This window comes from Pseudomonas putida, from assembly GCF_028682475.1.
GTDB classification, from domain to species: domain Bacteria; phylum Pseudomonadota; class Gammaproteobacteria; order Pseudomonadales; family Pseudomonadaceae; genus Aquipseudomonas; species Aquipseudomonas putida_AG.
Genome location: NZ_JANHLE010000005.1, coordinates 87,357 through 109,268, shown reverse-complemented (window position 1 = coordinate 109,268; position 21,912 = coordinate 87,357). Strand labels below are relative to the sequence as shown.

Sequence of the window (21,912 nt, the reverse complement as noted above, 5' to 3'; positions counted from 1 at the left end):
ATAAATATCATCTCGAGTTAGGCCCGGCACATGCCGGAATGGCGCCAATCCTAGGCCTGCGGCGATTTTGCAGCCAATGCTGTTGCGCGCTAACCTATGCACAAACGGCATAATGGTTGATGTGACGCCAACCGACATTCGAGCGTGTGCCATTTTGGTGCATGCCTGGAGAGACAGATGAACCTCGAAAGCAAATGGCTGGAAGACTTCAGTGCCCTGGCGGCGACCCGTAGCTTTTCCCAGGCCGCCGAGCGCCGCTTCGTGACCCAGCCGGCCTTCAGCCGGCGCATTCGCAGCCTGGAGGCCGCGCTGGGGCTGACCCTGGTCAACCGCTCGCGCACACCGATCGAACTGACCGCAGCCGGGCAGTTGTTCCTGGTAACGGCGCGTACCGTGGTTGATCAATTGGGTGAAGTATTGCGCCATCTGCACCATTTGGAAGGTGGGCAGGGCGAGGTGATTCAGGTGTCGGCCGCTCACTCCCTGGCCTTGGGATTCTTTCCGCGCTGGATCGCTCAGTTGCGCAACGATGGCCTGAACATCGCGACCCGGCTGGTGGCCACCAACGTCGGCGACGCAGTGCACGCCCTGCGTGAAGGCGGCTGTGACCTGATGCTGGCGTTCTACGACCCTGACGCTGCGCTGCAGATGGACGCGGAAATCTTCCCGTCGCTGCACATGGGCAATACCGAGATGCTCCCGGTGTGCGCCGCCGACGCCGATGGCAAGCCGCTGTTCGACCTGGAAGGCGAGGGCAGTGTGCCGTTGCTCGCCTACAGCGCCGGGGCGTTTCTCGGCCGCTCGGTCAATCTGCTGCTGCGCCAGCGTAATCTGCGTTTTACCACGGTGTACGAGACGGCCATGGCCGACAGCCTCAAGAGCATGGCCCTGGAAGGTCTGGGCATCGCCTGGGTGCCGCGGTTGTCGGCGCGCGCCGAGCTTGAGCGGGGTGAACTGGTGATCTGCGGCGGTAGCCAGTGGCACGTGCCGCTGGAAATCCGTCTGTATCGCTGCGCGCTGGTGCGTAAAGCCAACGTCCGCTTGCTCTGGCGCAAGCTCGAGGGCGGGCCGGCAACAGCTTGACTCAAAAGTCAGCCAAAGCCCCGAAAAATAAGGCCGACAGTTGGTCGTCGGAGTGCATTAAATGCACCGCTTTGCGATATACTGCGCGGCCTTCGGTCGGTTTCCCCCGACCCTAATTCGTATAACAAGCCACGCCGGTTGTCCCGCGTGGCTTGTTGTTTTTTGACGCGCCTGCGGGCGCCCAAGAGAAGAGGCTCGACGATGAGTGCACTGGTTGGCGTGATCATGGGCTCCAAGTCCGATTGGTCCACCCTTAGCCACACCGCCGATATGCTGGAAAAACTCGGCATTCCCTACGAGGTCAAGGTGGTTTCCGCCCACCGCACCCCGGACTTGCTGTTCCAGTATGCCGAAGAGGCTGAAGGCCGCGGCATTGAGGTGATCATCGCCGGAGCCGGTGGCGCTGCCCACTTGCCAGGCATGTGTGCGGCCAAGACCCACCTGCCGGTGCTGGGCGTACCGGTGCAGTCGTCGATGCTCTCCGGAGTCGATTCGCTGCTGTCGATCGTGCAGATGCCCGCCGGTATTCCGGTGGCCACCCTGGCCATCGGCAAGGCCGGTGCGATCAACGCCGCGCTGCTCTCGGCGAGCATTCTCGGGGCCAAGCACCCGCAGTTCCACACGGTGCTGAAGCAGTTCCGCGCTGAGCAGACAGACAACGTTCTGGACAATCCAGATCCGCGCCAGGCCTGAGGTCAAAAGCATGAAAATCGGTGTAATCGGTGGCGGCCAGCTGGGTCGCATGTTGGCCCTGGCAGGAACGCCGCTGGGCATGAACTTCGCCTTCCTCGACCCGGCCCCGGACGCTTGCGCCGCGCCACTGGGCGAGCACCTGCGTGCCGATTACGGCGACCAGGACCATCTGCGCCAGCTGGCTGACGAAGTCGACCTGGTCACCTTCGAGTTCGAAAGCGTCCCGGCTGAAACCGTGGCCTTCCTGTCGCAGTTCGTACCGGTCTACCCGAGTGCCGAATCGCTGCGCATCGCCCGCGATCGCTGGTTCGAAAAGAGCATGTTCAAGGACCTGGGCATTCCGACCCCGTCGTTCGCCGACATCCAGTCGCAAGCCGACCTGGATGCTGCGGTGGCCAGCATCGGCCTGCCGGCCGTGCTCAAGACCCGTACCCTGGGCTATGACGGCAAAGGCCAGAAAGTGCTGCGAACTGCCGAGGATGTTGTAGGCACCTTCGCTGAACTGGGCAGCGTGCCGTGCCTGCTGGAAGGCTTCGTGCCGTTCACCGGCGAAGTCTCGCTGATCGCCGTGCGTGCCCGTGATGGTGAAACCCGTTTCTACCCGTTGGTGCACAACACCCACGAGAACGGCATCCTGCGCCTGTCGGTGGCCAGTGAAGACCACCTGCTGCAGAGCCTGGCCGAGGACTACGCCGGTCGCGTGCTCAAGCAGCTCGACTATGTTGGCGTGCTGGCGTTCGAATTCTTCGAGGTTGATGGCGGCCTGAAGGCCAACGAAATCGCCCCGCGCGTGCACAACTCCGGGCACTGGACAATCGAAGGCGCCGAGTGCAGCCAGTTCGAAAACCACCTGCGCGCCGTGGCCGGCCTGCCGCTGGGTTCGACTGCCAAGGTCGGCGAAAGCGCCATGCTCAACTTCATCGGCGAAGTGCCGGCGGTAGACAAGGTGGTTGCCATCGACGAATGCCATCTGCATCACTATGGCAAGGCCTTCAAGGCCGGGCGCAAGGTCGGTCACGCCACCCTGCGTTGTGACGACATGGTGACCCTGGAGCAGAAGATCCAGCAGGTCGAAGCCCTGATCCAGGGCTGAAGGGAACCTTCTCTCTTCGCTATCCCTCTGATGGCAGGATGCCAAAGCGCTGACTAGGCTTTGGCGTGCGCCATTTCACTCAGAGGGATTGCCATGGGTATCATCGGAACCATCTTCATCGGCCTGATCGTTGGTCTGCTGGCACGCTTCATCAAGCCCGGCGACGACAGCATGGGCTGGATCATGACCATTCTCCTCGGCATTGCCGGTTCGCTTGCAGCGACCTACGGCGGCCAGGCGCTGGGCTTCTACCAGGCTGGTGAGGGTGCAGGTTTCCTCGGTGCCCTGGTGGGCGCGGTCGTGCTTCTGGTGATCTACGGTATGGTTAAAAAGAACTGATGGCAGGCTAGAATGCTCGGCAATTTCCGTTGCCGAGCATTCTCATGCGCCGTGTATTACTGCTTTCACTGTTGCTCATCAGCAGCCTGGCCCGCGCTGAACTGGCGGAAACCGACTGGCTGGAGCTGATGCCCAAGTCGGACCAGAAAGCCCTTGAGCTGATGCCGGAGATCGATCACAACACGCCGGAAGCCATGGGCACCTTCACCGACAAGGGTGGCATGAAGCAGGCCAAGGGCTTGCCGGCAGTGATGTATTCGAACAAGACCGTCGCCGCCATGAACGGCAAGCAGATCCGTCTGGGTGGCTATCCGGTGCCGCTGGAAACCGATGCCAAGGGCAACAGCACGCTGTTCTTCCTCGTGCCTTATCCGGGTGCCTGCATCCACGTGCCGCCACCACCGCCGAACCAGTTGGTGCTGGTGCGTTATCCCAAGGGTTTGAAGCTGGACGATATCTATACGCCGCTGTGGGTCAACGGCACCTTGAAGATCGAGAAAGTCAGCAATGATCTGGCCGATGCCGCCTATGCCATGGATGCGGCCAAGGTGCGGGTGGTGGAAGACGCTGATCTTTGAATGATCGCGGGGCTTGCCCCGCGATAGCGATCTAGAGCGGTTCGCTGCTGATACTCAGACTCAGCGAATGGGTTGCCCCAGGCGCCAGCGTCACCACATCGTCCCAGACGTTCGCAGTCTCGATACACAACATGCGCTGCCAGCCATCATCGGCCATGTCCGGCAGTTCGGCCGCGCGCCCGATCCACGGGTTCCAGATCACCGCCGAGCGCGAACCGCTGCTGTTCAGGCGAATACGCCGGTTCCAGTTCGGGTCGACAATGCTCAACTGCTCAGGCGCCTGCAGGTAGATACGGTCGGTTTCACCGGCAAAACCCAGATTGCCTTGTTGGGTACGTTGCGCCCAGTCGGCCAGGGTTTCGATATAGCCCAGACCATCGACACCCTCCACCTGAACTTCACGCACATCGCTGACTGCGAAATAGCTGTGCAGCGCCTGGCTGATAGTGACCGGGACGTTGTCGAGGTTGTAGCTGGACAGGGTGATAATCAACTGCTCGCCCATGACGATGCTCAACTTGAGTTCGACAATGTGCGGCCAACCGGGGAGGTCTCCCTGGCTTTCCGGCAGGGTGAAGTCGACTCGCACCGTGTCGCCTTCGCTGGCGATTCCCAGCAGTTGCCAGTCACGGCCACGCACCAGGCCATGGGCCGGTCCGTCTTCACCGCGATACATGGCCTGCACAGCCGCAGGATTGCGCTTGAGGTTGCCAAACCAGGGCCAGCACACCGGAACCCCGGCGCGCACGGATTTGCCCTGCTTGAAGATGGCCTGCTCGCTGAGCCACAGCAACGGCGGCTCGCCGACCCTCTGATAGCTCAAAACCTGCGCGCCCTGCTGGGCTACCAGCAGTTCCGCGGTGTCGCTGGTGATGCGCCAGCAATTGAGCTCGCCGTGCTGTTCGGATTCAACCTTGGGTGTGGACATGCGCTTGATCTCGTTGGTGTGCCGTACGGTTTTCGACCGCTTGCATACCTTCGAGTTTACCGCGCAGCCGTGTCAGCGACGAGGAGGAACCGAACGGGTGCGGCCGCTGCCATCGATGGCAACGAACACGAACACAGCTTCGGTGACCTTGCGCCATTCGCTGGACAGCGGATCGTCGCTCCACACCTCGACCATCATCTGGATCGAGCTGCGGCCGATTTCCAGGGTCTGGGTATAGAAGGACAACTGCGCGCCAACAGCCACAGGGACCAGGAAGGCCATACGGTCGATGGCCACGGTTGCCACCCGACCTCCGGCGACACGACTGGCCATGGCGGTGCCAGCCAGGTCCATCTGGGCGACTAGCCAGCCGCCGAAAATGTCGCCGAAACCGTTGGTTTCACGCGGTAATGCAGTGATTTGCAAGGCCAGGTCGCCTTGCGGGATAGGATCTTCTTGTTCGAGTTCAATCATGCCGGGGGTGCCTCTGACCCGTGACGCTTCGTTGGTTGGCGCTATGACAGACGCCTCGAAAAACGATTCAGCACAACTATTCTACGCTGCTTTCGCTTTGCCAGGCGGCGAAGGGAAACTCTGCGAAACCGACTAAGCATATCTAGCGGCGTTTTCGCACAACATCCTTCAGAAGACACAACCTTTTCCTACAGGCGGCCAGTATATAGAGCGAAAAGCGCAGCGACGACCATGCAGTCATGAATAGTTGTATTGAATAGGTACTGCTATGTGCTTTTTCCGGCAATTTGCTATGTTTGACCGCTTCCCAGGCCGAAACCCGCGTCACAGGCGGCCTGCAGTATCAATAAAGCAAAACCAATAAGAGATACCTATGACCTCCGTGCCCGGCAGTATCGTGCAGCCTTCGCGGCCGCTCACCCGCAGTGACTACAAGACCCTGTCGCTTTCCGCCCTGGGCGGTGCGCTGGAGTTCTACGATTTCATCATTTTCGTGTTCTTCGCCACTGTAGTCGGCAAGCTGTTCTTTCCCGCCGACATGCCGGAATGGCTGCGTTTGATGCAAACGTTTGGCATTTTCGCCGCTGGCTATCTGGCGCGGCCGCTGGGCGGGATCGTCATGGCCCACTTTGGCGACCTGCTGGGGCGCAAGAAGATGTTCACCCTGAGCATCTTCATGATGGCTGTACCGACCCTGATCATGGGCCTGCTGCCGACCTACGCACAGATCGGTATGTGGGCGCCGATCCTGCTGTTGCTGATGCGTGTGATCCAGGGCGCGGCAATTGGCGGTGAGGTACCGGGCGCCTGGGTGTTTGTCTCCGAGCATGTGCCGGCACGCAATACAGGCTACGCCTGCGGAACCCTGACGGCCGGGCTGACTTCCGGGATCCTGCTCGGCTCGCTGGTGGCAACCTTGATCAACAGCATCTACAGCCCGCAGGAAGTGGCCGATTACGCCTGGCGTATTCCTTTCCTGCTGGGTGGGGTGTTCGGCTTCTTCGCCGTGTACCTGCGTCGCTGGCTGCACGAAACCCCGGTGTTTGCCGAGATGCAGGCGCGCAAGGCGCTGGCTGAAGAAGTCCCGCTGCGCGCGGTATTGCGTGATCACCGTGGCGCCATTGTTATCTCGATGTTGCTGACCTGGCTTCTGTCGGCCGGCATCGTGGTGGTGATCCTGATGACTCCGGCCCTGCTGCAGAGCCTGTACCAGGTCAGCCCGACCGATTCGCTGAAGGCCAACAGCCTGGCCATCGTCCTGCTCAGCTTCGGCTGCATCGCCACGGGCGCGCTGGCTGATCGCCTCGGCGCCGGTCGGGTGTTCATTGTCGGCAGCCTGCTGTTGCTGGCGTCGTCCTGGACCTTCTATCACAGCCTGCCCACCCATCCTGAGTGGATGTTCCCGCTGTACGCCCTGACGGGTCTGTGCGTGGGCATTGTCGGTGCGGTGCCGTATGTCATGGTCAAGGCATTCCCGCCTGTGGTGCGTTTCAGTGGCCTGTCTTTTTCCTACAACCTGGCCTACGCAATCTTCGGTGGTCTGACGCCGATGGTGGTCACTGCACTGCTCAAGTTCAGCCCGATGGCACCGGCCTACTACGTCGCCGGCATCTGCACCATTGGTCTGCTGGTGGGTATCTATTTGTTGGCCAAGAAACGCTGAAAGCGCTCTAACCCAACCCCCGCAACATTTTGAAAAGGCCATCACCGAGTTTCGGTGATGGCCTTTCATCTAATTGTCACATTCGGTTCATAGAGTAGTCATACGGCCTGCAGATACTTGGGCCCGATCCATCTCACCCCAAATTCTGCTAGGAGCAAGGCATGAAACTGAAGCGTTTGATGGCGGCCCTGACTTTCGTCGCCGCTGGCGTTGCCACCGCCAATGCGGTTGCCGCTGTTGACCCTGCGATTCCGACCTACACCAAGACCACCGGTGTGTCGGGCAACCTCTCCAGCGTCGGTTCCGATACCCTGGCGAACCTGATGACCCTGTGGGCTGAGGCCTACAAGAAGGAATACCCGAACGTAAACATCCAGATTCAGGCTGCCGGCTCCTCCACCGCGCCACCGGCGCTGACCGAAGGCACCGCCAACCTCGGCCCGATGAGCCGCAAGATGAAGGACGTCGAGCTGCAGGCGTTCGAACAGAAGTACGGCTACAAGCCAACCGCCATCCCGGTTGCCGTCGACGCCCTGGCCGTATTCGTGCACAAGGACAACCCGATCAAAGGCCTGACCATGGCTCAGGTCGATGCGATCTTCTCCTCGACCCGTCTGTGCGGCGCCAAAGCCGAGGTGAAAACCTGGGGTGACCTGGGCGTGACCGGCGACCTGGCCAACAAGCCGGTTCAGCTGTTCGGCCGCAACTCGGTATCCGGTACCTACGGCTACTTCAAGGAAGAAGCCCTGTGCAAAGGCGACTTCAAGCCTAACGTCAACGAACAGCCTGGCTCGGCTTCGGTCGTGCAGTCGATCAGCAGCTCGCTGAACGGCATCGGTTACTCGGGCATCGGCTACAAAACCGCTAGCGTGAAGACCGTGGCCCTGGCCAAGAAAGAAGGTGGCGCCTTCGTTGAAGACAACGAAGCCAACGCCCTGAACGGTACCTACCCGCTGTCGCGTTTCCTCTACGTTTACGTCAACAAGGCCCCGAACAAGCCTCTGGCCCCGCTGGAAGCCGAGTTCGTCAAGCTGGTGCTGTCGCAAGCAGGCCAGCAGGTTGTGGTGAAGGACGGTTACATCCCGCTGCCTGCCAAAGTGGCTGAAAAAGCCCTGGCGGACCTGGGTCTGAACCACAACGGCAACGTTGCAAAGAAGTAACTGAAGATCCGGCGGAGCCTGGTCGATGACCCGGTTTCGCCACAAATTGCGAGTCCGCTGCCAGGACCCCTGAGCGGCGGGCTTTTTTGCGTCACTGCATTGTCATGTTTTTGTCATACGGGACCGCTAGGGTGTGCGCATGAATGATCTGGCCAACTCCACAATGACCCAAAATTCTCCCCCCGTGCGGATTGACTTCAATACGCCCGAACTGCAACGCAAGCGCCGCATGCGTGCGCTCAAGGATCGCCTGACCCGCTGGTATGTACTGGTGGGCGGGCTGGCCGTGCTGGCAGCGATCACCTTGATCTTCTTCTACCTGGCCTATGTGGTCGTGCCGCTGTTCCAGGGCGCCACGCTGACCAGCAAGAAAGCGCTGGAGCCGACCTGGCTGAGCCAGGACGCCGGCAAGCCGCTGATGATTGCCCTGGAAGAGCAGAACCTGGTGGGGATGCGGGTTTCCGACAAGGGCCAAGCGCTGTTCTTCGACACCAAGAGCGGTGCCGAGCTCAAGCGCGTTGACCTGCCGGTGCCGGCAGGTACCCAGGTGACCTCTATTGGCGCCGATCAGCCGGGTAACCCACTGGTGGTGCTGGGTCTGTCCAACGGTAAGGCGCTGGCGTTCAGCCACAGCTACAAGATCACTTACCCGGACAACAAGAAAACCATCACTCCGGCCATCGACTTCCCGTATGGCCAGGAGCCGTTCGTGCTCGACGAACAGGGCCGTGCGCTGGAGCACGTCAGCCTCAATGTGAACGGCGAGACCCTGGTGGTTGCCGGTTCCACGGGTGCGCACCTGCAGGTGGTATCGCTGAGCCGCGAAGAAAACATGATGACCGGTGAGGTCACCAGCGAGCAGAACCGTATCGACCTGCCGCAGATGACCGAGCCGGTCAAAGCGATCTTCATCGATCCGCGTCAGCAGTGGCTGTATGTGATCAACGGCCGGGCCCAGGCGGATGTCTTCAGCCTGCGTGAAAAGAGCCTCAATGGCCGTTACAAGCTGCTCGAAGACGGCAATGCCGAAGTCACCGCCAGCACTCAGCTGGTCGGCGGTATTTCGCTGATCATCGGCGACTCCAAAGGCGGTCTGGCGCAGTGGTTCATGGCCCGCGACCCAGATGGCGAGCAGCGCTTCAAGCGTATCCGCGAGTTCCAGATGGGCAAGGCGCCGATCGTGCAGATCGACGCCGAAGAGCGTCGCAAGGGCTTCGTCGCCCTCGATGCCACCGGTGAACTGGGCGTGTTCCACAGCACCGCGCACCGGACCCTGCTGGTCGAGCCGGTCGCTGAAGGTGCAGGCGTTCTGGCCCTGTCGCCGCGTGCCAACCGCATCTTCATCGAAGAAGGCGGCAAGCTGCTGCCACTGACGCTGAAGAACCCGCACCCGGAAGTGTCCTGGAGCGCGTTGTGGAGCAAGGTCTGGTACGAGAACTATGACGAGCCGAAGTACGTCTGGCAGTCCACAGCTTCGAACACCGACTTCGAGCCCAAGCTGAGCCTTTCGCCGTTGACCTTCGGTACGCTGAAGGCGGCGTTCTACGCGATGATCCTGGCGGCGCCGCTGGCCATTGCCGCAGCCATCTACACCGCCTACTTCATGGCCCCCGGCATGCGCCGCAAGGTCAAGCCGGTGATCGAACTGATGGAGGCGATGCCGACAGTAATCCTCGGCTTCTTCGCCGGCCTGTTCCTGGCGCCGTACCTGGAAGGCCACCTGCCGGGTGTGTTCAGCCTGTTCCTGCTGATGCCGATCGGCATCCTGGTTGCCGGCTTCACCTGGAGCCGCCTGCCCGAGTCGATCCGCCTGCGGGTCCCGGATGGCTGGGAAGCGGCGATCCTGATCCCGGTGATCCTGCTGACCGGCTGGTTCGCCCTGTACATGAGCCCGTTGCTGGAAACCTGGTTCTTCGGCGGTGACATGCGCCTGTGGATCACCAATGACCTGGGTATCACCTATGACCAGCGCAACGCCCTGGTCGTTGGTATCGCCATGGGCTTCGCGGTGATTCCGAACATCTACTCGATTGCCGAAGACGCCGTGTTCAGCGTGCCGCGCAGCCTGACCCTGGGCTCCCTGGCGCTCGGTGCAACGCCATGGCAGACCCTGACCCGTGTGGTCATCCTGACTGCCAGCCCGGGCATCTTCTCGGCGCTGATGATCGGCATGGGCCGTGCTGTTGGCGAAACCATGATCGTGCTGATGGCCACCGGTAACACCCCGGTCATGGAAATGAACCTGTTCGAAGGCATGCGTACCCTGGCCGCCAACGTTGCCGTGGAGATGCCGGAATCGGAAGTCGGTGGCAGTCACTACCGCGTGCTGTTCCTCGCCGCGCTGGTACTGCTGATGTTCACCTTCGTGATGAACACCTTGGCCGAGCTGATTCGCCAGCGTCTGCGCAAGAAATACTCGTCGCTTTGATAGAAAGGTAGAGATCCGTGAAAAAGGATTCCCTCAAAAGCTGGTTCAAGAGCGGCGCCCCCGGCGTCTGGATCAGCGGTGGCGCCGTCGCCATCGCGGTGATCATGACCATCGGTCTGCTCTCTGTGATCGCTGTGCGCGGCCTCGGCCACTTCTGGCCGGCCGACCTGGTCCAGGCCACCTACAAGGTGCCTGGCCAGGCCGACCACGTCGTCGTCGGCGAAGTGGTGCAGCAAGAAGAAGTACCCCTGGCACGTCTGAAAGGGGCCGGCCTGCCGGTCCCGGACAACGGTCCGGAGTTCATGACCCGTGAGCTGATCAAGGTCGGCAACCGTGACCTCAACGGCAGCGACTTCACCTGGGTGGTCGGCGATTGGCTGACCGACCTGCAAACCCCGGTCGACCTGATTGCCCTGGAGCGTCGTGAGTGGGGCAACTTCTACGGCTACCTGGTCAGCGTCAAGGAAAACGGCAAGGTCGTCGCCGAAGGTCAGGCGGCCTGGGCTGAGCTGCAGGCGCGCCTCAAGCGTGCCGACAAGCTCGCAGGCGAGCTGCAGAAGCTTGAGAAGAAGGACATCGGTGCCATCAACTACGGCCTTGAGCGTCTGCGTCTGCATGCTCGCAAGCTGGAGCTCGACGGTAAGCTGGATGCCGCCGCCCAGGCTGACATGGACGCCGAACGTGCCGAGCTGAACAACCGCTACAAGGCCATCGAAGAGCGTCTGGGCAACCTGCATCAGGACTTCGGTCGCGATAGCCTGGTGGCCAAGGACGGCAATGGCCGTGAAGTCGAGATCAACCTGAGCAAGGTGGTGCACGCCTACCAGCCGAACGGCATGGGCTTCTTCACCAAGATGGGCGTGTACTTCGCCAAGGTCTGGGAGTTTCTTAGCGACGACCCGCGTGAAGCCAACACCGAAGGCGGGATCTTTCCTGCAATCTTCGGTACCGTGATGATGACCCTGATCATGGCCGTGATCGTCACCCCGTTCGGCGTACTGGCGGCGGTGTACCTGCGTGAATATGCGCGCCAGGGCCCGGTGACCCGTCTGATCCGTATCGCGGTGAACAACCTCGCCGGTGTTCCGGCCATTGTTTACGGCGTGTTCGGTCTGGGCTTCTTCGTCTATGTGCTGGGTGGCTCGCTCGACCGCCTGTTCTTCCCGGAAGCACTGCCCGCGCCAACCCTGGGGACACCGGGCCTGCTCTGGGCCTCGCTGACCCTGGCGCTGCTGGCGGTACCGGTGGTGATTGTGGCCACCGAAGAAGGCCTGGCGCGTATCCCGCGTACGGTTCGTGAAGGCTCGCTGGCCCTCGGTGCCACCAAGGCCGAGACCCTGTGGAAGATCGTACTGCCCATGGCCAGCCCGGCGATGATGACCGGCATGATCCTCGCCGTGGCCCGTGCCGCCGGTGAAGTGGCGCCGCTGATGCTGGTGGGTGTGGTGAAACTGGCGCCATCGCTGCCGGTGGACGGCAACTACCCGTACCTGCACCTGGACCAGAAGATCATGCACCTGGGCTTCCACATCTACGACGTCGGCTTCCAGAGCCCGAACGTCGAGGCCGCGCGGCCGCTGGTGTACGCCACTGCGTTGCTGCTGGTGCTGGTGATCGCCACGCTCAACCTGTCGGCGGTATGGATTCGTAACCACCTGCGCGAGAAGTACAAGGCGCTGGACAGCTGATCGAAACACCTTTTTTGCAAGTGCCGCCCGTGTGTTGTGCCGGGCGGTTCGATGAAACGAAATTGATAGCGTATGGAGTCTGACCATGCAGCAAGAATCCCACGCCCACGGCATCGATATGTCGGCCCTGGGTCGTACCAAGCAGAGCCTGCAACTGGCCGATGAAACCGTGGCCATCGAAGTGCCTGGCCTGAGTCTGTACTACGGCGAGAAACAAGCCCTGTTCGACGTCAGCATGAACATCCCGAAACAGCGCGTGACCGCCTTCATCGGCCCGTCCGGCTGCGGTAAATCGACCTTGCTGCGTACCTTCAACCGCATGAACGACCTGGTGGATGGCTGCCGTGTCGATGGCGCGATCAACCTGTACGGCAATAACATCTATCGCAAGGGCGAAGACGTGGCCGAACTGCGCCGCCGGGTCGGCATGGTGTTCCAGAAGCCCAACCCGTTCCCCAAAACCATCTATGAAAACGTGGTCTATGGCCTGCGCATCCAGGGCATCAACAAGAAGCGCGTACTCGATGAGGCCGTGGAATGGGCACTCAAGGGCGCGGCCCTGTGGGAGGAGGTCAAGGACCGCCTGCACGAGTCGGCGCTGGGCCTGTCCGGTGGTCAGCAGCAGCGTCTGGTGATTGCCCGCACTATCGCCGTGGAGCCCGAAGTTCTGCTGCTCGACGAACCGTGCTCGGCACTCGACCCGATCTCGACACTGAAAGTCGAAGAGCTGATCTACGAGCTGAAGTCCAAGTACACCATTGTCATCGTTACCCACAACATGCAGCAGGCGGCGCGGGTTTCCGATTACACCGCCTTCATGTACATGGGCAAGCTGATCGAGTTCGGTGACACTGACACGCTGTTCACCAACCCGGCGAAGAAGCAGACCGAAGACTACATCACCGGTCGGTATGGCTAGGATTCAACGACTGAACGCCGCCTGACAGCACTTACCGGACGCTCCAAGGATTTCTCATGATCAATAAAGACAGCCTTACCCACCACATCTCCCAGCAGTTCAACGCCGAACTCGAGGAGGTCCGCAGTCACCTCCTGGCGATGGGCGGTCTGGTCGAGAAGCAGGTCAATGACGCGGTCACCGCGCTGATCGAGGCCGACTCGGGCCTGGCCCAGCAGGTGCGTGAAGTCGACGAGCAGATCAACCAGATGGAGCGCAACATCGACGAGGAATGCGTGCGCATTCTCGCCCGTCGTCAGCCGGCCGCTTCCGACCTGCGTTTGATCATCAGCATTTCCAAGTCGGTGATCGACCTGGAGCGCATCGGTGATGAATCGACCAAGATCGCCCGCCGCGCCATCCAGTTGTGCGAAGAGGGTGAGTCGCCACGTGGCTACGTCGAAGTCCGGCACATCGGCGATCAGGTGCGCAACATGGTCCGTGATGCCCTGGATGCCTTCGCCCGTTTCGATGCCGACCTGGCACTGTCGGTCGCCCAGTACGACAAGACCATTGACCGCGAGTACAAGACTGCGCTGCGCGAGCTGGTGACCTACATGATGGAAGATCCGCGTTCGATTTCGCGGGTGCTCAGCGTGATCTGGGCCCTGCGTTCGCTGGAGCGGATCGGCGACCACGCGCGCAACATCTCCGAGCTGGTGATCTACCTGGTGCGCGGTACCGACGTGCGTCACCTGGGCCTCAAGCGCATGAAAGAAGAGGTCGAGGGTGGCAGCGAAAAGGCTAATGTTCCGGCTGAAGCTGACGATAAGTAAGACTGCCCCGAGAACGAACGCCCGGCCCTGGCCGGGCGTTTTCGTTTGCGGTCGAGCACCTCAAGGCAGCCGCGAACGAAACCACGAGTCCCGGCGTGAGCCAATGTTTGGCAAATGGCCATTAGTCAGCGTTATGCTAGTCGGGATTCAATAGGAGTGGCGATGAGTAAAGTCAGTGTGTTGGTTGTGGATGATGCGCCGTTCATTCGCGACCTGGTGAAGAAGTGTCTGCGCAACTATTTCCCCGGAATTGTCATCGAAGACGCGGTCAATGGCCGCAAGGCCCAGACATTGCTGGCGCGCGAAGCCTTCGACCTGGTTCTGTGCGACTGGGAAATGCCGGAAATGTCCGGGTTGGAGCTGCTGACCTGGTGCCGCCAGCAGGAGTCGATGAAAACCCTGCCGTTCATCATGGTGACCAGCCGCGGCGACAAGGAAAACGTGGTCCAGGCGATCCAGGCCGGTGTCTCTGACTTCGTCGGCAAGCCGTTCACCAATGAGCAATTGCTGACCAAGGTGAAGAAGGCCCTGACCAAGGTTGGCAAGCTCGATACCTTGCTGGCCAGCGCCCCGACGCGTGCCAGTTCGGCCTTTGCAAACGACTCGCTGAGCGCCCTCACCGGTGGCCGTGCGGAAACGGTGAAACCGGCAGCACCCGCTGCTCCGGTGGCGGCGGCCAAGCCACTGATCAATGCGCCCAAGCCTACGGCTGCCGCTGCTGCACCGGCAGGACGTGGCCAGGGGCAGTTGCGTCTGCCAAGCGGCGTGCAGCCCTGCGTGATCAAGGCCCTGAGCCTCAAGGAGGCGTTGCTGGTGGTCCGCCGTGGCGAGACCCTGCCACAGGTGCTCGAAGGCGCTGTGCTCGATCTGGAGCAGGGTGAAAACGCCGAAGTCGCCCGGCTCAATGGTTACCTGCATGCGGTGGCGGCGCTGGAACCCAAGCCGGACAGCGACTGGTTGCAGCTCACCTTCAAGTTCGTTGACCAGGATGCACAGAAGCTCGATTACCTGTCGCGGCTGATTGCCCGTGGTACGGCGCAGAAGCATTTCGTGCCGGGAGCTTGATAGAACCTATCGCGGGGCAAGCCCGCTCCCACAAGGAGAACAGCAAACCTGTGGGAGCGGGCTTGCCCCGCGATGAATACACCGCTCGTCTTCTCGTACACCCCTGAAACACTCCTCGCATCCCTGCGCCAAAATCCCCTGCTAGTCTTCGACAGACGTCAACTGTCAAAAAGCCACTAATCATGCAGGCACACTCGCTGCTGTTCTGCGCCTTGCTCGTGGCTTGCGCCCCGACCCTGGCCTCGACCTTCTACAAAAGCACCGATGCCCAGGGCGTGGTCTCGTATTCCGACCGGCCACTGCCTGGCGCAAAGGCCTTTGTCTTTCGCGACCAGATGGTCGAGCAGCTGGAAGGCCAGGTGAAACTGCACGCCATCAAGTTCGCCAGCGGCGTGAGCTTCAGTGCCCGCAACGACACCCACGCGCCGGTGGAGGTGGAGTTGCGCCTGGAGCGTCTGGGTAACGCCAAGGGCGCAGGCACGCGGCTGGTCCGGCGCGTGGTGCCCGCGCGGGCGGCCGTGCTGCTGACCGTGGTCAACGCATTGCAAGCGGATCTGCCGGTGAGTTATCAGGAGACGTTCACCTATGCCCTGGGCAACCCGGCACAGCGTCAGCAGGCCTTTCAGTACCCGCTGCCATGGCGCGGCGGGCCTTTTCGCGTGACCCAGGGGGCAAACGGCAGCTACAGCCATTTCGGCCCGAAAAGCCGCTACGCCATGGACATCGCCATGCCCGAAGGTACACCGATCATTGCTGCACGGGCGGGCATCGTGATCAAGACCGAGAACAGCCAGAGCGGGCGCGGGACGCACCCGGCCGGTAACTTCGTGCGGATTCTGCATGACGACGGCACCATGGGCGTCTATCTGCACCTGATGCGTGGTTCAGTGGTGGTTCGCGAGGGACAGCGGGTGGTATACGGGACCGCGCTGGCTAAATCAGGTAACACCGGCAACAGCACCGGCCCGCATCTGCATTTTGTCGTGCAGCGCAACGTCGGGCTGGCGCTGGAGTCGATTCCGTATCAGTTCAAGCAGCCTGTCGGCGGGTTGCCGAACTTTACCGCCGGCAACCCTTAAGGCGGCTCAATCGAGCTTGAGCACCTTGGCCAGGACGATCTTCGGGCCTTTCATCTTCTTGATGATGATGCGCAGGCCTTCGACTTCCAGCAGCTCCTCTTCTTCCGGTACCCGCTTGAGGGTCTCATAGACCAGGCCGGCGAGGGTTTCCGCCTCGATGTGGTCCAGGTCCACGCCGAGCAGGCGCTCGACCTTGAACAGCGGCGTGTCGCCACGTACCAGCAGTTTGCCTGGCTGATAGGCGAGGATGCCGCGCTCGGCCTTGCGGTGTTCGTCCTGGATGTCACCGACCAGCACTTCCAGCACGTCTTCCATGGTCAGGTAGCCAATCACCTTGCCATCGGCTTCTTCGACCAGGGCGAAGTGCGCGCCGCCTTTGCGGAACTCCTCCAGCAGGTGGGCCAGGGGCATGTGGCGGGACACACGCTCCAGCGGCCGGGTCAATTCGGCAAGGTTGAAGGATTCGGGGATATGCTCCAGATCGGCCAGCTCCAGCAGCAGATCCTTGATATGCAGCAGGCCGACGAACTCACCACGCTCGGCATCGAACACCGGGTAGCGGCTGAATTTGTGCCGGCGGAACATCGCCAGGATTTCCTTGAGCGGCGCATGGGCGTCGAGGCTGACCATGTCTTCACGGGAGTTGGCCCAGTCGACCACCTCCAGTTCACCCATTTCCACGGCCGACGCCAGTACGCGCATGCCCTGGTCGCTGGGGTCCTGGCCACGGCTGGAGTGGAGGATCAGTTTCAGTTCGTCGCGGCTGTAATGGTGCTCGTGGTGCGGGCCGGGCTCGCCCTGGCCGGCGATGCGCAAAATGGCGTTGGCACTGGCGTTGAGCAGGTAGATGGCCGGATACATCAGCCAGTAGAACAGGTACAGCGGCACCGCAGTCCACAGCGACAACAGTTCCGGTTTGCGGATCGCCCAGGACTTGGGCGCCAGCTCACCGACCACGATGTGCAGATAGGAAATCACGAAGAAGGCGCTGAAGAACGATACCGCCTTGATCACTTCCGGCGACTCTACGCCGACCGCGGCCAGCAGCGGCTCAAGCAGGTGGGCGAAGGCCGGCTCACCGACCCAGCCCAGGCCCAGCGAGGCGAGGGTGATGCCCAGCTGGCAGGCCGAGAGGTAGGCGTCGAGCTGGTTGTGGACGGTACGCAGGATCTGCCCGCGCCAGCCGTGCTGCACGGCAATCGACTCGACCTTGGTCGAGCGCAGTTTGACCATGGCGAACTCGGCGGCAACGAAAAAGCCGTTGAGCAGCACCAGCAGCAGAGCAAAAAGAATCATGCCGAAATCGGCGAAAAGTGAGGCGAAGCTAATACCAGGGGAAGGGTCCATGATGGGGTTTTACGGGGTCCGTCATCTGAAAAAAGAGAGAAATGCCGTGCCAGCATTCGCTGGCACAAGTCCGCCAATGTAGCGGGTGAGGACGCAGTTGCCTAGGGGCGGGCCCTCAGGAGGCCTGGCGCTGGGCAATCTGCACGGGGGCGAAATGGCAGGTAAAGGTGCTGCCATGGCCAGGTACGCTGCTGATCTCGAGGCGTGCGCGGTGACGCAACAGTACGTGCTTGACGATCGCCAGGCCGAGGCCGGTGCCGCCGGTGTTGGAGGCACGGCTGGAGTCGACCCGGTAGAAACGTTCGGTCAGGCGTGGCAGGTGCTTGGCGTCGATGCCGATACCCGAATCCTGCACGCTGAGGTGCGCGCCCTGTTCGTCGGCCCACCAACGAATGCGGATCTGCCCTTCGTCCTGGGTGTATTTGACGGCGTTGAAAACCAGATTGGAGAATGCGCTGCGCAGCTCGGCCTCACTGCCCTTGAGGAAAATCCCGGGTGTGGTTTCCAGGCTGATGCGCTGGTTACGCTGGCCCGACAACGCCTGGGCGTCGCCCTTGATCGATTGCAGCAGGGCTTCAACCGCCACCGGCTGGTTGTCTGAGGGGTAATCGGTGGCTTCCAGCTTGGCCAGCAACAGCAGGTCGTTGAGCAGGGTCTGCATGCGTCCGCCTTGTTGCTGCATCTGCTGCAGGGCGCGGACCCAGCGCGGATTCACCTCCTCGACGTTGTCGAGCAGGGTTTCCAGGTAGCCGGCGATCACCGTCAGCGGCGTGCGCAGTTCATGCGAGACGTTGGCAACGAAATCCTTGCGCATCTGTTCAAGCTGATGGATACGGGTGACGTCGCGTACCAGCATCAGGTGCTCGTTATTGCCATAGCGGGTGATATGCAGCTGCACGCGCAGGCGGTCGTTGATCGGCGAGGGGATCTCCAGCGGTTCGAGGTAGTTCTCCTGTTCGAAGTACTCCTTGAAACGCGGGTGGCGCACCAGGTTGGTGACTGGCTGGCCACTGTCCTGTGGGGTTTTCAGGCCCAGCAGGGTTTCGGCGGCGCGGTTCCACCACTCCAGGTTGCCGTCGCTGTCGAGCATGATCACCGCATCTTTGAGTGCGGCAGTGGACTCCTGCACGCGATCGATCACCGCCTGCAGGCGCCCTCGCACGCGCTGGTCGCGGCGTTGCAGGTGATAGATGCTGTCGAACACCTCACCCCACAAACCGTAGCCATCCGGCGGTGCTTCGTCGGGTTTGTGCAGGCGCAGCCACTCATGCAGGCGCAGCAATTGCTTGAGGGTCCAGCCCAGGTAGAGCGCCAGGCCCAGGGCCAGGCTCCAGCCGTAATAGCCGCTGATCAGACCGACCAGCAGGCAGGCGCTGATCAATAGCAGCATGTGGCGAATCAGGGTGCCATGCCAGTTCTGGTTCAATTAACGACGCGTCCTTTCCATTACCTTGGCCTGATATAGCGGTTCAGCTCTTGGTGGAGAAGCGATAACCGGTGCCGCGTACGGTTTGTACCAGATTCTCGTAGGCATCACCCAGCGCCTTGCGCAGGCGGCGGATGTGCACATCGACCGTGCGCTCTTCGACATAGACGTTGCCGCCCCACACCTGATCGAGCAACTGGCCGCGGGTATAGGCGCGCTCCTGGTGGGTCATGAAGAACTGCAGCAGGCGGTATTCGGTCGGGCCCATTTCGGCCGGCTTGCCATCAATGGTCACGCGGTGGCTGATCGGATCGAGCAGCAGGCCACCGACTTCGATCGGCGCTTCGCCATCGCTGGGGCCGGCGCGGCGCAACACCGCCTTGAGCCGGGCGACCAGCTCACGCGGCGAGAAGGGTTTGGTGATGTAGTCATCCGCACCGACTTCAAGACCCTGGATCTTGTTGTCTTCTTCACCCTTGGCGGTAAGCATGATGATCGGGATATCGCCGGTCAGCTCATCGCGCTTCAGGCGCCGGGCCAGTTCGATACCCGAAGTGCCCGGGAGCATCCAGTCGAGCAGGATCAGGTCCGGCTTGCGGTCGACGATCATGGCGTGGGCCTGCTGGGAGTTTTCTGCTTCCAGGCAGTCATAGCCGGCCATTTCCAATGCAACGGCGATCATCTCGCGGATTGGCGCTTCGTCGTCAACGATCAGAATGTTTCTGCCAACCATGTTCAAACCTCTTCCCATTCAGGTGTCTTGGCCCGCATTAGATAACGGAATTATTGCAGTCGTGTGACAGGTCGTGGGCTGTTGCAGCAACATTCTGTTACTGAGCTAGGCTTAAATTCCCTCTCCCGAGAAACACGGTGGATCCAATGACACGACATACGCTGAACTGGATGACGCTTTTCGCTGCAGTGGCACTGGCGTTGCCAGGGATAGCGTCGGCCCATCATGCCATGATGAAAGACGGTGTGATGGTCGACCATGCTGGTATGACGCTCTACACCTTTGACAAGGATTCGGGCGGCAAGTCCATGTGCAACGATGAGTGTGCCAAGAACTGGCCGCCGCTCATGGTCAAGGATGGCGACATGGCCGAAGAGGGCTGGACGCAAATCAAACGCGATGACGGTTCGATGCAATGGGCCTACAAAGGCAAACCGGTGTACACCTTCGTCAAGGACAAGAAAGCCGGTGACATGACCGGTGACGGCATGAAGGATGTCTGGCACGTGATCAAGTAGTAGCGACTTCAACCGCGGGGCAAGCCCGCTCCCACAGAATGGCCTTTACCTGTGGGAGCGGGCTTGTCCCGTGATAACTTAGAAGCTGTAATCCAGCACAATCCCCACAAACACCAGCAACCCGGCCCAGTGATTGTGCAGGAAGGCCTTGAAACACGATTCGCGGTCCAGCTTGCGAGTCGTCCAGAATTCCCAGACGAAGCATGCCAAGGCAGCCATCAGCCCAAGGTGGAACCAGCCGCCCAGTTCAAAGCGATTACCGGCCATCAGCAAGCAGCCCAGCGACAGCACCTGCAGGGTCAGGATGATCACCCGGTCGGCTTCGCCAAACAGGATCGCGGTAGATTTCACGCCGATCTTCAAGTCATCGTCGCGATCGACCATGGCGTAATAGGTGTCATAGCCCACCGTCCACAGCAGATTGGCGATGTACAGCAGCCAGGCAATGGCCGGCAGCTCGCCGGTGGCGGCGGTGAAGGCCATGGGAATGCCCCAGGAATAGGCCGCCCCGAGCACCACTTGCGGGTAGTAGGTGTAGCGCTTCATGAAGGGATAGCAGGCCGCCAAGGCCACCGCGCCGAATGACAGCCACACGGTCTGGGCATTGGTGCACAGCACCAGCAGGAAACTCACCCCCACCAGCACGGCAAACAGCACCAGTGCTTCGCGGGCATTGATCCGGCCGGCGGCCAACGGGCGATCGGCAGTGCGTTTGACGTGGCCATCAACCTTGCGGTCGGCGAAGTCGTTGATGGCGCAGCCGGCCGCACGCATCAGAACGACACCGAGGGTGAAAATCAGCACGTTGGCCAGGGTCGGCGTACCCTTGGCGGCGATCCACACCGCTGACAGCGTCGGCCACAACAGCAGGTAGATACCGATCGGCCGGTCCATGCGGCTCAGCTGGATGAAGTCCCAGGCGCGCGGATGCAGACGGTTGAGCGACTTGAGCAGCTGCAGGTACATCAGTGGATCTCCCCGGAAATCGCGGCGGCCTGCCACAGCGACGGCAGGAAGACTTCGGCAACCAGCACGCTCAGCGTGGCCCGATCAAAGCGCGAACGACGCCCCCAGAGCTTGTCGCTGGCGTCGCTGGCCGGCAGCCAGGCCTTGGGGTAATGACAGACCTCAATGGCGCGGCGGGTAAAGGCCTGGTCGCAGAACAACAGTTCACCCAGCGAGCGGCTGCCCAGCGCTTCCATGTCCAGCCCGCCACTTTCCAGGGCGCTGCGCGAGGCGACACTGCGGGCGAACACCCAGGCCTGGCCATGGCCGCGCAAGTACACTTCGCGGACCCAGCCTTCGCTGCCTGGGGCCAGATCCAGTGCCCGGCACTCGTCTTCACGCAGGGGCTGCCAGCCCTCGTAAAGGGGTGTAACAGAAAAGTGATCGGCGGATAATCGAGTCAGGCGACGGGTCAGTGATCCTTGATCGAACAACCAGTCAAGCAGCGCAGGCGTTGCGCTGTCTGCTACCTGAGAGTACTGCAACCATTCTGCAGCGGGCGCTTGCGATGTTTCGTACGGCACGATGGTATGGGTTAACAGGCCAAAGAGACCGCGAGCTTAGCATGATTGCCCGATCCGGCTTGCATGCTGGCACCTGGCTCCAGTACAAAGCCCCTCCTTGAGAAGGTCGCCATTGTAATTTCCCCAAGAGCGACCACTCCAATGCCTGGGTTTGTTGAGGAAACAAGTAATGAAAAAGTGGCAGTGTATTGTTTGTGGTCTGATCTACGACGAGGCCGAAGGTTGGCCGGATGATGGCATCAAGCCCGGTACCCGTTGGGAAGATGTCCCGGCAGACTGGCTGTGCCCGGACTGCGGTGTGGGCAAGATGGATTTCGAAATGATCGCCATCGGCTGATCAGTAATTAACCAGGA

Annotated in this window: 22 protein-coding genes; 15 read left to right on the top strand and 7 right to left on the bottom strand. The window is 61.2% G+C overall.

Features of this window, described 5'->3' with window-relative positions; genetic code table 11:
- Positions 1-177 precede the first annotated feature (177 nt).
- The 5 genes from NPS47_RS06310 to NPS47_RS06290 all read left to right on the top strand — a co-directional run bounded on the left by NPS47_RS06310 (position 178) and on the right by NPS47_RS06290 (position 3,786).
- Positions 178-1,083, top strand: coding sequence for a LysR substrate-binding domain-containing protein (locus tag NPS47_RS06310; protein WP_274294169.1), 906 nt, complete (start codon positions 178-180; stop codon positions 1,081-1,083).
- A 201-nt stretch (positions 1,084-1,284) separates the two neighbouring features.
- A complete protein-coding gene (gene purE, locus NPS47_RS06305) occupies positions 1,285-1,776 on the top strand; it encodes a 5-(carboxyamino)imidazole ribonucleotide mutase (protein ID WP_038615995.1) in 492 nt (163 codons plus the stop codon).
- A 10-nt stretch (positions 1,777-1,786) separates the two neighbouring features.
- On the top strand, positions 1,787-2,869 hold the full coding sequence (locus tag NPS47_RS06300) for a 5-(carboxyamino)imidazole ribonucleotide synthase (protein WP_274294168.1): 1,083 nt from the start codon (positions 1,787-1,789) through the stop codon (positions 2,867-2,869).
- Positions 2,870-2,962: 93 nt separating this feature from the next.
- Positions 2,963-3,208, top strand: a complete 246-nt coding sequence (locus tag NPS47_RS06295) for a GlsB/YeaQ/YmgE family stress response membrane protein (RefSeq protein ID WP_274294167.1) — start codon at positions 2,963-2,965, stop codon at positions 3,206-3,208.
- Between the two features lie 44 nt (positions 3,209-3,252).
- On the top strand, positions 3,253-3,786 hold the full coding sequence (locus tag NPS47_RS06290) for a DUF3299 domain-containing protein (RefSeq protein ID WP_274294166.1): 534 nt from the start codon (positions 3,253-3,255) through the stop codon (positions 3,784-3,786).
- Positions 3,787-3,817: 31 nt separating this feature from the next.
- On the opposite strand, the gene NPS47_RS06285 is transcribed toward NPS47_RS06290, so the two are convergent.
- Complete coding sequence (locus tag NPS47_RS06285) at positions 3,818-4,714, bottom strand: D-hexose-6-phosphate mutarotase (RefSeq protein WP_274294165.1); 897 nt, start codon at positions 4,712-4,714, stop codon at positions 3,818-3,820.
- A 72-nt stretch (positions 4,715-4,786) separates the two neighbouring features.
- Entirely contained in the window at positions 4,787-5,188 is a 402-nt protein-coding gene (locus tag NPS47_RS06280; protein WP_009402429.1) for an acyl-CoA thioesterase, read from the bottom strand.
- 373 nt (positions 5,189-5,561) lie between these two features.
- Here NPS47_RS06280 and NPS47_RS06275 point away from each other — a divergent pair, with 373 nt between their 5' ends.
- The 8 genes from NPS47_RS06275 to NPS47_RS06240 all read left to right on the top strand — a co-directional run bounded on the left by NPS47_RS06275 (position 5,562) and on the right by NPS47_RS06240 (position 16,005).
- Positions 5,562-6,851: an MFS transporter gene (locus NPS47_RS06275; RefSeq protein ID WP_274294164.1), complete on the top strand. Its 1,290-nt coding sequence runs from the start codon at positions 5,562-5,564 to the stop codon at positions 6,849-6,851.
- Between the two features lie 161 nt (positions 6,852-7,012).
- Entirely contained in the window at positions 7,013-8,011 is a 999-nt protein-coding gene (locus NPS47_RS06270) for a phosphate ABC transporter substrate-binding protein PstS (protein ID WP_274294163.1), read from the top strand.
- Positions 8,012-8,150: 139 nt separating this feature from the next.
- A complete protein-coding gene (locus tag NPS47_RS06265) occupies positions 8,151-10,439 on the top strand; it encodes an ABC transporter permease subunit (protein ID WP_274294162.1) in 2,289 nt (762 codons plus the stop codon).
- 17 nt (positions 10,440-10,456) lie between these two features.
- On the top strand, positions 10,457-12,127 hold the full coding sequence (gene pstA, locus NPS47_RS06260) for a phosphate ABC transporter permease PstA (RefSeq protein ID WP_274294161.1): 1,671 nt from the start codon (positions 10,457-10,459) through the stop codon (positions 12,125-12,127).
- Between the two features lie 85 nt (positions 12,128-12,212).
- Positions 12,213-13,046 (top strand): phosphate ABC transporter ATP-binding protein PstB, encoded by an 834-nt coding sequence (gene pstB / locus NPS47_RS06255; protein ID WP_274294160.1) that lies wholly within the window; start codon positions 12,213-12,215, stop codon positions 13,044-13,046.
- Between the two features lie 56 nt (positions 13,047-13,102).
- On the top strand, positions 13,103-13,861 hold the full coding sequence (phoU, locus tag NPS47_RS06250) for a phosphate signaling complex protein PhoU (RefSeq protein WP_128321944.1): 759 nt from the start codon (positions 13,103-13,105) through the stop codon (positions 13,859-13,861).
- A gap of 162 nt (positions 13,862-14,023) precedes the next feature.
- A complete protein-coding gene (locus tag NPS47_RS06245) occupies positions 14,024-14,926 on the top strand; it encodes a response regulator (RefSeq protein ID WP_274294159.1) in 903 nt (300 codons plus the stop codon).
- A 182-nt stretch (positions 14,927-15,108) separates the two neighbouring features.
- Positions 15,109-16,005: a peptidoglycan DD-metalloendopeptidase family protein gene (locus NPS47_RS06240; protein WP_274294158.1), complete on the top strand. Its 897-nt coding sequence runs from the start codon at positions 15,109-15,111 to the stop codon at positions 16,003-16,005.
- Between the two features lie 6 nt (positions 16,006-16,011).
- On the opposite strand, the gene NPS47_RS06235 is transcribed toward NPS47_RS06240, so the two are convergent.
- From NPS47_RS06235 to phoB, 3 genes are all read right to left on the bottom strand, one after another.
- Positions 16,012-17,352, bottom strand: a complete 1,341-nt coding sequence (locus NPS47_RS06235; protein WP_274294157.1) for a hemolysin family protein — start codon at positions 17,350-17,352, stop codon at positions 16,012-16,014.
- Positions 17,353-17,467: 115 nt separating this feature from the next.
- Positions 17,468-18,742, bottom strand: a complete 1,275-nt coding sequence (gene phoR, locus NPS47_RS06230; RefSeq protein WP_274294265.1) for a phosphate regulon sensor histidine kinase PhoR — start codon at positions 18,740-18,742, stop codon at positions 17,468-17,470.
- A 79-nt stretch (positions 18,743-18,821) separates the two neighbouring features.
- Positions 18,822-19,511, bottom strand: a complete 690-nt coding sequence (gene phoB / locus NPS47_RS06225; RefSeq protein WP_038615964.1) for a phosphate regulon transcriptional regulator PhoB — start codon at positions 19,509-19,511, stop codon at positions 18,822-18,824.
- Between the two features lie 146 nt (positions 19,512-19,657).
- Between phoB and NPS47_RS06220 the strand changes: the two genes are divergently transcribed.
- A complete protein-coding gene (locus tag NPS47_RS06220) occupies positions 19,658-20,029 on the top strand; it encodes a COG4315 family predicted lipoprotein (protein ID WP_274294156.1) in 372 nt (123 codons plus the stop codon).
- A 78-nt stretch (positions 20,030-20,107) separates the two neighbouring features.
- Here NPS47_RS06220 and ubiA read toward each other — a convergent pair whose 3' ends face one another.
- Positions 20,108-20,995, bottom strand: coding sequence for a 4-hydroxybenzoate octaprenyltransferase (gene ubiA, locus NPS47_RS06215; RefSeq protein WP_274294155.1), 888 nt, complete (start codon positions 20,993-20,995; stop codon positions 20,108-20,110).
- Entirely contained in the window at positions 20,995-21,519 is a 525-nt protein-coding gene (locus NPS47_RS06210) for a chorismate--pyruvate lyase family protein (RefSeq protein ID WP_425313479.1), read from the bottom strand. Before NPS47_RS06210 ends, ubiA begins: the two co-directional genes overlap by 1 nt.
- Before the next feature lie 208 nt (positions 21,520-21,727).
- Here NPS47_RS06210 and NPS47_RS06205 point away from each other — a divergent pair, with 208 nt between their 5' ends.
- The gene (locus NPS47_RS06205) at positions 21,728-21,895 is read left to right on the top strand and encodes a rubredoxin (RefSeq protein WP_274294153.1); all 168 of its coding nucleotides are present in this window, start codon (positions 21,728-21,730) and stop codon (positions 21,893-21,895) included.
- Positions 21,896-21,912 lie beyond the last annotated feature (17 nt).